Source organism: Gaetbulibacter sp. NE, from assembly GCF_025548475.1.
Classification (GTDB): Bacteria; Bacteroidota; Bacteroidia; order Flavobacteriales; family Flavobacteriaceae; genus Gaetbulibacter_B; species Gaetbulibacter_B jejuensis.
This window is the reverse complement of the sequence record NZ_JAOQHY010000002.1, coordinates 119977-133690: the sequence shown is the minus strand read 5'-3', so window position 1 is coordinate 133690 and position 13714 is coordinate 119977. Positions and strand designations below refer to the sequence as shown.

Sequence of the window (13714 nt, the reverse complement as noted above, 5' to 3'; positions counted from 1 at the left end):
TAACTTAACAAAAGAATCAACTTACATTTATTACTTTTGCTCGTTCAAAAATATTAAATGAAAAAGCTCCTATTTATTTGCTTTGCTGTAATGGCTTATTCTTTTACAGTAAAAGCTTCATCAAAAAGCAATTCTAATTCTACTTTTTACTGTCCAAGTCCTGTTATTAATTCCTTTAGTCCTTCTCAAGGTCCAGTTAATACTCAAGTTACATTAGTAGGAAGTAATTTTGAAAACACAGCATCAGTTAATATAGATGGCGTCAGTACTAGTTTTACAATTGTTAGTAATAATGAATTGTTAGTCACTATTCCTCAAGGAGCTGAAAGTTCAGCTATTACTGTTTTAACAACTGGAGCTTGTTCTGGTACTTCCGCAAACAGTTTTACCGTTTTAGAAGACTCCTGTAGTATTGGAGAAGTTTACATTTCTGAGGTTTATGACTCCGAAACAGGAAGCTATGGTGCTGTAGAACTTTATAACCCTACCAACACTGTAATTAACTTAAATGGTGTTTACGAATTACAACGTTTTGGCGATATTGGTGATGCTACTCCAAGCGCAATTATTCCACTAACAGGAACTATTGCACCACAAAGCACATACATGATTGTAATGGGAAGCACAGGTAATACATGTAGTGGATTTCCTATTGGAGATGCTGTTGCTGCTGGTATTAATGATAATGATGAAATTAAACTCGTAAAAAACAGTACTGTAATTGATGTCGTTGAAGCTATTGATGAAAGAGGTTACACTATAATTAGAAATGCAAACGCTACTGCTCCTTTGGATACTTATAATGTTAGTGATTGGAGCATTAGTACTTTTGAAGACTGTAGTAATTTAAATACCCACACTGATACTGCTAACAATACTATTCCTGAAATTACCGATCCTATCTCACAAACAATTTGTGAAAATGGAATGATAACTTTTTCCACATCTTTAAACAACAGTATTTTTCAGTACCAATGGAAAGTCCTAGATACGTCAGGAAACTGGGTAGATGTTCCTAATACCAGTCCTTATTCTAACCCACAAAATAGTTGGCTAGATATTACAAATGTCCCTCTAAGTTTTAATGGTAATCAGTACTATTGTGAAGTCACTTACAACTCATGTACATTAATTACCAATGCTGCTCAAATTACTATAGATACACCAGAAGTCGACACACTTCCTGATGTTGACGTTTGTACCGAATACACATTACCAACACTTACCAATGGAAACTATTACACAGCAACTAACGGAACAGGAACACAGCTTAATGCTGGTGACAACATAAACACTAACCAAACTATTTATATTTACAATGAAGTTGGCACTGCTCCAAACAACTGCTCTAACGAAAGTAGTTTTGAAATAACCATTACTGGAACACCTAGCGTTGACTCACTTCCTGATGTTGACGTTTGTACCGAATACACATTGCCAACACTTACCAACGGAAACTATTACACAGCAACTAACGGAACAGGAACACAGCTTAATGCTGGTGACAACATAACCACTAACCAAACTATTTATATTTACAATGAAGTTGGCACTGCTCCAAACAACTGCTCTAACGAAAGTAGTTTTGAAATAACCATTACTGGAACACCTAGCGTTGACTCACTTCCTGATGTTGACGTTTGTACCGAATACACATTGCCAACACTTACCAACGGAAACTATTACACAGCAACTAACGGAACAGGAACACAGCTTAATGCTGGTGACAACATAACCACTAACCAAACTATTTATATTTACAATGAAGTTGGTACTGCTCCAAACAACTGCTCTAACGAAAGTAGTTTTGAAATAACCATTATAGGAACTCCTAGCGTTGACACACTTCCTGATGTTGACGTTTGCTCCGAATACACATTGCCAACACTTACAAACGGAAACTATTACACAGCAACTAACGGAACAGGAACAATGCTTAATGCTGGTGACAACATCACCACTAACCAAACTATCTATATTTACAATGAAGTTGGTACTGCTCCAAATACCTGCTCTAACGAAAGTAGTTTTGAGATTACCATATACCCAGCAATCGATTTTAGTTTAGACTCCACAAATATTATCATTGACTCTAATAACATTACTGTTGTTATGGACGACTCTAGTATTAATTATGAGTTTGCTATTGATAATTCCAATTTCCAAACGAGTACTATATTTAATAATCTAAGCGAAGGTTTCCATACTCTTTTTGTTCAAGATGCAAATGGATGCGTTATAAAATCTTTACAATTCTTAATTCAAACAAGTTTACATATCCCTAAATTTTTCACTCCAAATAGTGATGGCTTCAATGACACTTGGATGGTATATGACCCAAACAATAGTGTAAAAGAAATTTTTATATTCAATAGATACGGAAAACTACTTAAACAGCTTTCTCCAAACTCTTATGGTTGGGATGGAACTTACAATGGTAACAATCTAGAATCTAATGACTATTGGTATCTTATTACTTTGCATAACAACCAAGAGCTTAGAGGTCATTTTACATTAAAACGGTAGTTGAATACTCGCAATCTTTATCGTAAATTTGTGTTATGCGATTTAAGATAGAGTCAGAATTTAAGCCTACAGGAGACCAACCTAAAGCTATAAAACAATTAGCTACTGGTATAGAGAGTAATGAAAAATACCAAACGCTTCTTGGTGTTACAGGTTCAGGTAAGACATTTACTGTTGCCAATGTTGTTCAAGAAGTGCAAAGACCAACTTTGGTGTTGGCTCACAACAAAACATTAGCAGCACAATTATACAGTGAGTTCAAGCAGTTTTTTCCTGACAATGCTGTAGAGTATTTTGTGTCTTATTATGACTACTACCAACCAGAAGCTTACATTCCTGTATCTGGTGTTTACATTGAAAAGGACTTATCAATAAACGAAGAAATTGAGAAGATGCGTTTAAGTACAACCTCTTCTCTGCTGTCTGGTCGTAGAGATGTTTTGGTAGTTGCTTCAGTGTCTTGCTTGTATGGTATTGGAAACCCAATTGAATTTCAAAAGAATGTAATTTCTATTGAAGTTGACCAAACCATTTCCCGAACCAAACTGCTCCATCAACTTGTGCAGAGTTTGTATTCGCGTACTGAAGCCGATTTTAACCATGGTAATTTCAGAATAAAAGGTGATACAGTAGATATTTTCCCTGGTTATGCTGATAATGCATTCAGAATTCATTTTTTTGGAGACGAAATTGAAGAGATTGAAGCGTTCAACCCAATGAGCAATGAAATTATTGAACGTTATGAAAAGCTCAACATCTATCCTGCAAATATGTTTGTGACTTCTCCTGAAGTCTTACAAAATGCAATAAAAGACATTCAAGATGATTTAGTAAAACAACATGATTATTTCAAAGAAATTGGTAAACATTTGGAAGCCAAACGTCTTAAAGAACGTACCGAATTTGACCTTGAAATGATTCGCGAACTTGGGTATTGCTCAGGTATTGAAAACTATTCGAGATACTTAGATGGTAGAGCTCCAGGAACGCGACCGTTCTGTTTGCTAGATTATTTCCCTGATGATTTTCTTATGGTTGTGGATGAAAGTCATGTAACCATATCGCAAGTCCATGCTATGTATGGAGGCGACAGAAGCCGAAAAGAAAATCTGGTTGAATACGGTTTCAGGTTGCCTGCAGCTATGGATAATAGACCTTTAAAGTTTGAAGAATTTGAAGCTTTACAAAACCAAGTAATTTATGTAAGTGCAACTCCTGCAGATTATGAACTTCAAAAATCCGATGGTATTTATGTAGAGCAAGTGATTAGACCTACAGGTCTATTAGACCCTGAAATTGAAGTTAGACCGAGTTTAAATCAAATTGATGATTTAATAGAAGAAATTCAGCAACGTGTTGAAAAAGATGAGCGCACACTTGTTACTACACTTACCAAGCGTATGGCTGAAGAGCTTACCAAATATCTGGAGCGCATACAAATTCGTTGTCGTTATATTCATAGTGATGTAGATACATTAGAGCGTGTGGAGATTATGCAAGATTTAAGAAAAGGCTTGTTTGATGTACTTGTAGGTGTCAACTTGCTTCGTGAAGGGTTAGATTTACCCGAAGTGTCTTTAGTTGCTATTTTAGATGCTGATAAAGAAGGATTTTTACGTTCAGCACGTTCATTAACACAAACTGTTGGTAGAGCTGCGCGTAACCTTAACGGTAAAGCCATTATGTATGCTGATAAAATTACCAATAGCATGCAAAAAACCATTGATGAAACTAATTACAGACGTGAAAAACAAATTGCTTATAACACAGCTAACAATATTACACCAAAAGCATTAAACAAAAGTTTGGATAATGCCTTAGCAAAAAACTCAGTGAGTACTTATAGCTATGAACTAGAAGCTTTAAAAGCTGCAGAACCTGAAAATGAATATTTAACAAAAGGTGAATTAGAAAAGAAAATACGCGAAAAACGTAAATCAATGGAACAAGCTGCCAAAGCATTGGACTTTATTGTTGCTGCTCAATTAAGGGATGAAATTAAAGTCTATCAAGAGAAGTTAGAAAAACTAAAAGTAAAGTGATTTGTGTTTAACATTTAGAACAACTGCTAACTGCTTACAAATCTAATTATATTGTACTTTAAAGATGTCAATTAAAAAATCTGGTGGTACAATTTTGTTTGGGAAACTTTCCATTAAATCCAACACTCGATTTATAGATTCATGGCTTAAGCCCATTCTCAATCCAAAATTATGTAACCTAACAAGTTCTTTGGAAGTAAATTCTTTATCCAAATTCATTAACAACACCAATCTATGGAATTGTACAATGCGTTCGCTGTGCGATTTTAAATGCACATAATGTACTGGAGACTTAAATAAATAATCAAAATCTTCTTTAGATATTTCTAATTGTTTAGCGATGCCTAAAAGAAAATTGTATTCAATGGATTTAATATTCTCATCTTTCATAGCGAATGCTATCATCTCGGATAACAGACTCAACTTTTCAACACGATTTATCATACCTGAGGGAGTAATTATTACTTTTTATAAAGTTAAATAGATAAATACTTTTATTGTCGTCGATATTTCGTCGCTTATCGAAAAAAAAGATGTCATTCATCGTAGTTTTCTTACGTTCGTACATTTATTTTATCCAAATAACTGAAAATCAATACATTAACAACATGTGCGCATTTCGTCGATTTTATAGACTTAAAAAAACAAGTTCGATGAAATGCACATTAGGAAATCGTTAAATTTATTGTACTTTGGTTTTTTATTAATGCTTTCAAAAAATTCATAGAAAAATCACCCTCTCAATTAAGTTAACAGACTATGACAAACAACGATATATTTAAAAAATTACGAGTAGCTCATAAATTAAGAGACGATGAAATTGTTGAAATTTTAGCTTTGGTTGATTTTAGAATTTCAAAAAGTGAACTTGGTGCTTTTTTCAGAAAAGAAGACCATCCTAAATATATGGAATGTGGCGACCAAATTTTACGTAACTTTTTAAATGGCCTTATCATTCATTTACGTGGTCCGATGCCTAAAAAGGAAAATTCAAATAAACCACAAAAAAAGAGTTGAAACTTTAAAGCTTCAACTCTCTTATCTGTTTTGTATTTATTATATTATTAAGCCAATACCTGCTGTACTTTATCTGCAGCTTCTTGGAACTCAGTAGCACTTAGTACATCTAATCCTGAATTATCAATTAATTCTTTAGCAATATCAGCATTAGTACCTTGTAAACGTACAATAATTGGCACATTTATAGTTCCCATGTTTTTATAGGCATCAATTACACCTTGTGCAACACGATCACAACGAACAATACCACCAAAGATGTTAATTAAAATAGCTTTTACATTAGGATCTTTTAAGATAATTTTAAACGCAGCCTCTACACGAGCAGCATCAGCAGTACCACCAACGTCTAAGAAGTTAGCTGGCTCTCCACCTGCTTGCTTAATTAAATCCATAGTTGCCATTGCTAAACCAGCTCCATTTACCATACAACCAACGTTTCCGTCAAGGTCAACATAGTTAAGTCCAACTTCTTTAGCTTCAACTTCAATAGGGTTTTCTTCGCGTAAATCTCTTAAATCTATATAGTCTTTGTGACGGTAAAGTGCATTGTCATCAATAGTCACTTTAGCATCAACAGCCATAATTTTGTCATCACTTGTTTTTAAAACAGGATTAATCTCAAAAAGAGAAGAATCAGACTTCACATAAGCAGTATATAATGAAGAAACAAATTTTGTCATTTCTTTAAAAGCTACTCCACTCAACCCTAAGTTAAATGCAATACGTCTTGCTTGAAAAGGCATTAAACCTACAGCAGGATCAACTTCTTCATGAAAAATTAAGTGTGGTGTTTCTTCAGCAACAGTTTCAATATCCATTCCACCTTCAGTAGAATACATAATCATATTTTTACCTGTACCACGATTTAAAAGCACAGACATGTAAAATTCGTCTGGTTCACTATCACCTGGATAATACACATCCTCAGCAACTAACACTTGGTGTACTTTTTTACCTTCAGCAGAAGTTTGAGGTGTAACCAAATTCATTCCTATGATTTGACCTGCTATACTTTCTACTTCTTGAAGGTTTTTGGCTAGTTTAACTCCTCCTCCTTTTCCGCGTCCACCTGCATGAACTTGAGCTTTTATAACATGCCAACCTGTTCCAGTTTCTTCAGTTAATTGCTTAGCAGCAGCTACTGCTTCTTGAGCGTTTTGGGCTACAATACCACGTTGTACGCGAACTCCAAAACCTGCTAATATGTCTTTTCCTTGATATTCGTGTAAATTCATAATTCGCTATAAAGTTTAAGTGGCACAAATGTAATTAATAGAGATTACTTACCCTAATATTTACTCGATAATTGAAATTTTAATCCTCTAAAAAAATACAGTCACAAAAGTCTTTTATTCTAGACAAAAATTATTTGTTAATTATTTAACACAATGTTTAAATTGTGTGATATTTTAAATCTTAAATTTCAATTTAAAGGGAATAAAATACCTTTGGAAAAAAATTTGCACCAATATAATGTTAGAAAAGCAACTACTTAATATCGCTCAAGAATTCGGGAGTCCTGTTTATGTATATGATTCTGAAAAAATAACCTCTCAATACAAGAGATTAACCAATGCTTTTAATAAAGTAAAACATCTTAAAATCAATTATGCTGCTAAAGCATTGTCAAACATTTCAGTATTAAAATTATTAAAAGGATTAGGTTCAGGACTCGATACTGTTTCTATTCAAGAAGTACAATTAGGTTTAGCTGCTGGTTTTTCACCTGAAACTATTATTTATACGCCTAATGGTGTATCACTAGAAGAAATTGAAACTGCATCAAAACTTGGTGTGCAAATAAATATTGACAACCTTTCTATTTTAGAGCAGTTTGGGACAAAGTATCCTAAAGTTCCTGTTTGCATTAGAATAAATCCGCATGTCATGGCTGGTGGAAACACTAACATTTCCGTTGGACATATTGATAGTAAGTTTGGTATTTCCATTCACCAAATCCCTCATATACTTCGTATTGTAGAAAATACCAAAATGACCATCAATGGTATTCACATGCACACAGGTAGTGATATTTTGGATATTGATGTGTTTTTATATGCCAGCGAAATATTATTTGACACAGCTAAACATTTTAAAAACTTAGAATTTTTAGATTTTGGTTCAGGATTTAAAGTTCCTTATAAAGAAGGTGACATTGAAACCAACATTGAAGAGTTTGGTAAAAAACTAACGAAACGATTTAATACCTTTTGCAAAGAATATGGTAAAGAGCTCACTTTAGCTTTTGAACCAGGAAAATTTTTAGTGAGTGAAGCTGGTTACTTTTTAGCTAAAGTAAATGTAGTTAAACAAACTACCTCAACGGTTTTTGCTCAAATAGACTCTGGTTTTAATCATTTAATAAGACCAATGCTTTATGGTTCTCAGCACGAAATAGTCAATATTTCGAACCCAAAAGGAAGAGAACGCTTTTACTCGGTTGTAGGTTACATTTGTGAAACCGACACCTTTGCCAATAACAGACGAATAAATGAAATTGCTGAAGGTGATATTCTTGCGTTTAAAAACGCTGGAGCCTACTGCTACTCTATGTCTTCAAACTACAACTCACGTTATCGTCCTGCTGAAGTATTATGGCACAAAGGACAAGCGCAATTGATTAGAAAACGAGAAACTTTTGAGGACATTTTAAAAAATCAGGTAGAGATAGAATTATAAACTATAAATAGATTTTAGTAAATAAAATCTATTTTCACTACCTTTAGCTTACCCTAAAGTCTTAATTAATAGCTTATTTAAGGCTTATGAAACAACTAACCATTTTTTTTGCATTACTATTTGCAATCACCTGTTCTGCACAACATTCTAATTCTAAAAAATTAGATTCGCTGCTCAATTGGTTAGATAATCACATCCATAATTCAAAAGATTCTACGCATATTTCAAAAAATGCGCATAAAGCCATTGCACTATCAAACACTACCAAAAATTCTGATGCACTTGCCAAATCATACAGCTTTTTAATCACCTATCATAAAGACTATTCTAAACTGGATTCGGCTTTTATTTATCTTGAAAAAGCTAAAGACATCTATACTCAACAAAACAACAACAATGCTTTAGCCAATGTATATCTAAAACACAAAGAACTTTTAATGGTAAAAGCTGATTATGCTCAGGCAACAAAAAAAACCTATGAAGCTCTGGAGTTATATGAGAAAACAAACAATAAAAAAGGGATTGCGCAATGCTATGCAGCTATTTGCGACCTAAAATATTACGAACGTAGTTATGCTGAAGGTGTTGAATGGTGTGACAAAGCCATTGCAATATTAGAACAGCTTGACGACACTAAAATTGAACTAGCCGAAACCTATCGTTTTAAGGCGTTTGATCAATTATTTTCTACTTCAAACCTAGAAGAAGCACTTGAAAGCATTAACACTTCAATTGACTTATACAAGGAATTAAACGAATACGGAATTCCTATGATGGCTTCAGTAAACTGGCGAGGAAATATTTACAAATACATGGAACGCTATGATGAAGCTATTGCAGATTATCAAGCTAATTATGACAATTCAACAAAACTAGGTTTAGAGCGTTATCTCATCCCATCACTTGCAAATACTGGTCATGTGTATTATATGCAAGGTAAATATCAAGAAGCATTGCCATATAACCTCAAAGCCATTGAGCTTATAAAAAAAACAGGTAGAGTTAGAAATCTTTGGGAAAACTATATGCATGTATCTAACATTTACGAGTCATTAGGTGACTACGAATCTGCATTGCATTACCATCATTTATATGCTCAAACTTTAGAAGAATTTAAAGACAATGTCATTTTTGGGTTAGAGTCTGAAGCACAGGCAAAATATGAAACAGGTCAAAAAAATGCGACTATCTATTTTCAGGATGAAAAAATAGCGCAACAAAAACGCACACAAATACTCTACATTATACTTGCTAGTTTATTAGCATTTATCCTCTTTGGGTTGTTTTACAATTACCGAAAACGTCAAAAGCGAAATCAAGAACTTCAAATCTTAAATAAAGAACTCGACACCAAAAACAAACAAAACGAATTACTACTTAGGGAAATTCACCATCGTGTAAAAAACAATCTCGAGATGGTTAAAAGCCTTATCAGTTTGCAATCTGCGCAATTAAATGATTCAGCAACTAAAGAAGCTATGATAGCGAGCCAAAACAGAGTGCAATCTATGGGAATTATCCATCAAAAACTCTATCAAGGCGAAAACTTAGGAGCCATAGAAATGAAAGACTATTTTATAAACTTAGGCGATGGTATTTTAGACTCTTTTAATGCTGAAAACAAAGTAAAAATAGAATGTGCTATGGAAAATCTAGAACTTGATGTAGACACAGCTGTACCTATTGGCCTTATAGTAAATGAACTACTTACAAATGCAATAAAATATGCTTTTCCTGATGACACAAAAGGAATTATAAACATTAGCCTTAAAAAAAATAACGATGCTACGCTTACATTAAAAGTAGAGGATAATGGCATTGGCAAAGTAAAAAATGCACCAGCAAAAGGCACAGGATTTGGCTCACAGCTTATTCAATTATTAACACTTCAACTTAATGGAAAAATGCAAGAAATCATTGATAAAGGAACAGCAGTTTTATTTCAATTCAAACTTAATACGTCAGCCTAATGTCGCAACCATCAAAAATATTAATTGTAGAAGACGAAATGGTTATTGGAGCTAATATTTCGTTACAACTCTCTTCTTTGGGTTATGAAGTTACTGGTGTTATTCCTCGTGGTGAAGAAGCTATTATTAATGTAAGACAAGACACTCCTGATATTATTTTAATGGACATTAACTTAAAAGGAGCTCTCGATGGCGTAGAAACCGTAAAACTGATTCAAAAAGAGTTTGATATCCCAATCATTTACCTTACAGCAAATGCTGATGATGCTCATTTTAATAAAGCAAAAGCTACCAATCCTCATGCGTTTATATCAAAACCTTTTAAAAAACTAGACCTTCAGCATGCTATTGAACTTGTAATTGCTAAACAAGACCTTAAACACAACGCTACAAAAACTGTAGAAGACAACCCTTCTCCTTTTATTTTAAGCGATTCTATATTTGTACGTCATCATGAAAAAATGGTAAAGGTGGATATTAAAGACATTCTTTACATAGAAGCCGAACGCAACTATTGTAGGATTCACTCCAAAAGCAAAGAGTATCTATTGGTTATCACTTTAAAGGATTTAGACGAAAAACTTCCAGAAATGCATTTTTTACGTATTCACAGATCGTTTATCATTAATATTTCGCACATAGATGAAGTTGCCACAAGCCATGTGGTTATTGCTAAAAAAGCGATTCCTGTTAGTAAAACTTTAAAAGAAGAATTACTAAAAAGGCTACATACTATTTAATCTTCCCACTTAGAAAACTATAACCTACCCTTCGGACAGTATTTATATCCATTCGTCCTAAACCACTTCTTTCAATCATTGATTATTAGTTATTTAGATACCAAATCAAAAATAAATCACTATTAATTAACCATTAAAACTATTAATCATGAAAATTTTAAAAACTACGTTAGTATTAGCTTTATTATTAATACTTGCACCAACAAACGCAAGTGCTCAATACAATACTGTATTTACAGTTACCACTTGGAAAATTACAATTCCAGAAAATGGCTCACAAGCCGAATTAGCTTCATTATTAGAAGAGTTCCAAAAAAAGGTTGTTCTACCTAATGACAAAATCATAAGCGAGCGTGCAATGAGACATCTTTCAGGTAGCGATTCTAGAGATTTAGTATTCGTTACAGAGTATGCCAACTGGAATGATGTTGAAGCTGCAAGTGTAAAGCAAGGAGAGTTAATTAATTCTGCTTGGAAAACTGAAAATGATAGAGATGCATTTTTCAAAAAGTTTGATAAATACTTTTTAATGCATACAGACGAACTGTTTTCAGGGTTACCTCAATTAGACAAAAAATAATTCAAACACTATTAATCATGAAAATTTTAAAAACAATCAGTGCCTCAAACACATTGAAATCTAAACTATTGCTTTTGGCTCTACTTGTATTGCCTTTAGTAACAGTAGCTCAAGTACAAGCTTATCTTGTTCATGAAGATCAAGTAAAACCCTCAAAGCACAATGACTATATTGAAGTTTCTAAAGAGTTTAAAGCGCTTTGTGAAAAGCACAATTTTTCAGAATCCTGGAGTGTTGCACAAATGGATGATGGTACATTTTTAACTATTACTCCTGTTGAAAAATTTGCAGATTTAGATGAAGATCCAATGGAAGATTTTGCTAAAACCGTAGGTGAAGAAAAATTCACCTCTTACTTTGAGCGTTTTAACGAATGCTACGACAAACACGGTAGCTACATTACATTACTAAATGAAAACCTGTCTTACATGCCAGATGGGATGAGTACAACTCAAGAAGGGCAAAACTACAGAAGATGGATTTTTATGGATGTTGCAGCCAAAAACGTAAGTAAAACCAGAGAAGCAATAAAAGCTATTAAAGATTTGTTTGCACAAAAAAATTCCAAAATGCACTATCGCATTTACCAAAACGGTTTTGGGCATGTTGGAGATAGATTTGTTGTGGTTATTTCAGCTAAAAGCGCTTTGGATTATGAACAAGTTTCTGAAGACAATTGGAAACTCTTAGGTGAAGAAGCTAGACCGCTTTTTGACAATTTAAATAGTCTTATTTCAAGTTACAGTGAAATATCTGGCTGGATGCGACCTGATTTAAGCTACAGTAAACAATAAAACCTAAACCAATGAAAAAGCTATTTATTTTAAGTATTGTACTAGTTTTATTTACAGCTTGCCAAGAGCAAAGCAAACGCTATACACAACAGTCGCCTGAAATTGAAACAGTAAAAAAAGCGATACAGCAATACAATGCCAAGAATTATGATACCAGCTTTTATGCTGACACTTGTAAAACTTACTTCAACTCTGATAAGTTTATGACTGTAGAAGAAACTATGTCGTTTCATAAAGTTAATGAAAATTACTACTCTAGCAGAGGGTTTACCGACAATGATCCAGAATATGAAATGGTAGTAACTGACGATGGCGAAACTTGGGTAAACTGTTGGCTAGAATGGAAAGGTACAATGAAAGAAACTGGTAAAGAAATTACAATGCCTGTTCATCTTACCTATAGGTTTGCTGATGGTAAAATTGTAAGACAATTAGGTTACTGGGATCCAACAGAGGTTATCTTAGAACTTCAAGCTATTGAAGCTAGTAAAAAAGAATTGTCGCAACAAGAAGCCGAAGCTTCTAAATAACCAACTCACAAAAAGGTAGATTTTAGTTTTGGTGGAGATGACTAAATCAATGGTTATAAGTAAAACATCATTAAAGTTTAGTGTTAAATATTTATAGAGCTAATCTTATAACCATTGCATCTACCTTAAGTAATACAAAATCATGGGTAAAATAATTCTATACTCAGCTTTACTGTTACTATCAAACTTTGGGGTTTCTCAATCAACAATAAACAATCAAGACCTAAACTCCATAACATTGTATTACAGTTTAGTACAAGATAACAAACTGACGTCAACATCTTTAAAGACCTTAGAGCAGTTAATGGATTGGGAATTGTCGAGAACTGAGACTGTAAGCTTAAACAATAGAAACTTTATAACGCTTGAAGCTGTTTTAATCAACCAATGGACACAAATTGAAATTACTAATCTAGAGTTAAAAATTGTTAGTGAAAATAAAATAATAGCTTCAGGTATTTTATCAGGTCGTCAACCAACAGAATGCGATTACATCTCTACAAGTTTTGAACATCTTTGGATTAAAAAAAGTAGGACATTAAACCAAATAACCCAACATGAAAATAGTAGGTATCATAGGTGGTTCAGGATACATAGATGACAATGTTGTATCCCTATTTTTAAATCAAAATTTTGATGTGAAAATTTCAACTTTAGACATTAAAAAGAAAGAAAACTATCATCATTTAATGGAACTAGAACATGCCGAAAATCTTTATGTCTGTGAACTAGATTCATCAATAAAATCTGAATTGAAAAATTTTACCAAAGATTGCGATGTGGTGATATTCATAGATCCTACCAACATTTAATCTAGGGTTTTTAACTGTTAA

13 protein-coding genes are annotated in these 13714 nt (G+C 33.3%); 11 read left to right on the top strand and 2 right to left on the bottom strand.

Annotated elements, in window-relative coordinates; genetic code table 11:
- The first annotated feature begins 57 nt into the window (after nucleotides 1-57).
- Nucleotides 58-2526, top strand: coding sequence for a T9SS type B sorting domain-containing protein (locus OD803_RS05270; protein WP_262732616.1), 2469 nt, complete (start codon nucleotides 58-60; stop codon nucleotides 2524-2526).
- A gap of 35 nt (nucleotides 2527-2561) precedes the next feature.
- Entirely contained in the window at nucleotides 2562-4568 is a 2007-nt protein-coding gene (uvrB, locus tag OD803_RS05265) for an excinuclease ABC subunit UvrB (RefSeq protein WP_262732615.1), read from the top strand.
- 42 nt (nucleotides 4569-4610) lie between these two features.
- Here uvrB and OD803_RS05260 read toward each other — a convergent pair whose 3' ends face one another.
- Entirely contained in the window at nucleotides 4611-5012 is a 402-nt protein-coding gene (locus OD803_RS05260; RefSeq protein WP_129761634.1) for a TerB family tellurite resistance protein, read from the bottom strand.
- Between the two features lie 315 nt (nucleotides 5013-5327).
- Between OD803_RS05260 and OD803_RS05255 the strand changes: the two genes are divergently transcribed.
- The gene (locus OD803_RS05255) at nucleotides 5328-5585 is read left to right on the top strand and encodes a DUF1456 family protein (protein ID WP_129761633.1); all 258 of its coding nucleotides are present in this window, start codon (nucleotides 5328-5330) and stop codon (nucleotides 5583-5585) included.
- Between the two features lie 47 nt (nucleotides 5586-5632).
- Here the strand turns inward: OD803_RS05255 and sucC are convergent, their stop codons facing one another.
- Nucleotides 5633-6823 carry an ADP-forming succinate--CoA ligase subunit beta gene (sucC, locus tag OD803_RS05250; RefSeq protein ID WP_131507770.1) on the bottom strand — a complete coding sequence of 397 codons (1191 nt, stop codon included), beginning with the start codon at nucleotides 6821-6823 and terminating at the stop codon, nucleotides 5633-5635.
- Between the two features lie 238 nt (nucleotides 6824-7061).
- Between sucC and lysA the strand changes: the two genes are divergently transcribed.
- The 8 genes from lysA (at nucleotide 7062) to OD803_RS05210 (ending at nucleotide 13693) form a co-directional block, all read left to right on the top strand.
- The gene (lysA, locus tag OD803_RS05245; protein WP_262732614.1) at nucleotides 7062-8267 is read left to right on the top strand and encodes a diaminopimelate decarboxylase; all 1206 of its coding nucleotides are present in this window, start codon (nucleotides 7062-7064) and stop codon (nucleotides 8265-8267) included.
- Between the two features lie 86 nt (nucleotides 8268-8353).
- Nucleotides 8354-10237, top strand: coding sequence for a sensor histidine kinase (locus OD803_RS05240; protein WP_262732613.1), 1884 nt, complete (start codon nucleotides 8354-8356; stop codon nucleotides 10235-10237).
- Nucleotides 10237-10977, top strand: coding sequence for a LytR/AlgR family response regulator transcription factor (locus OD803_RS05235; RefSeq protein ID WP_262732612.1), 741 nt, complete (start codon nucleotides 10237-10239; stop codon nucleotides 10975-10977). Before OD803_RS05240 ends, OD803_RS05235 begins: the two co-directional genes overlap by 1 nt.
- A gap of 148 nt (nucleotides 10978-11125) precedes the next feature.
- The gene (locus tag OD803_RS05230) at nucleotides 11126-11557 is read left to right on the top strand and encodes a hypothetical protein (protein WP_262732611.1); all 432 of its coding nucleotides are present in this window, start codon (nucleotides 11126-11128) and stop codon (nucleotides 11555-11557) included.
- Between the two features lie 17 nt (nucleotides 11558-11574).
- On the top strand, nucleotides 11575-12351 hold the full coding sequence (locus tag OD803_RS05225) for a hypothetical protein (protein WP_131507780.1): 777 nt from the start codon (nucleotides 11575-11577) through the stop codon (nucleotides 12349-12351).
- Between the two features lie 11 nt (nucleotides 12352-12362).
- The gene (locus tag OD803_RS05220) at nucleotides 12363-12881 is read left to right on the top strand and encodes a nuclear transport factor 2 family protein (RefSeq protein WP_262732610.1); all 519 of its coding nucleotides are present in this window, start codon (nucleotides 12363-12365) and stop codon (nucleotides 12879-12881) included.
- A 142-nt stretch (nucleotides 12882-13023) separates the two neighbouring features.
- Nucleotides 13024-13482 carry a hypothetical protein gene (locus OD803_RS05215; RefSeq protein ID WP_262732609.1) on the top strand — a complete coding sequence of 153 codons (459 nt, stop codon included), beginning with the start codon at nucleotides 13024-13026 and terminating at the stop codon, nucleotides 13480-13482.
- Nucleotides 13439-13693, top strand: a complete 255-nt coding sequence (locus OD803_RS05210) for a lactate/malate family dehydrogenase (protein WP_262732608.1) — start codon at nucleotides 13439-13441, stop codon at nucleotides 13691-13693. The genes OD803_RS05215 and OD803_RS05210 overlap by 44 nt, the downstream gene beginning before the upstream one ends.
- Nucleotides 13694-13714 lie beyond the last annotated feature (21 nt).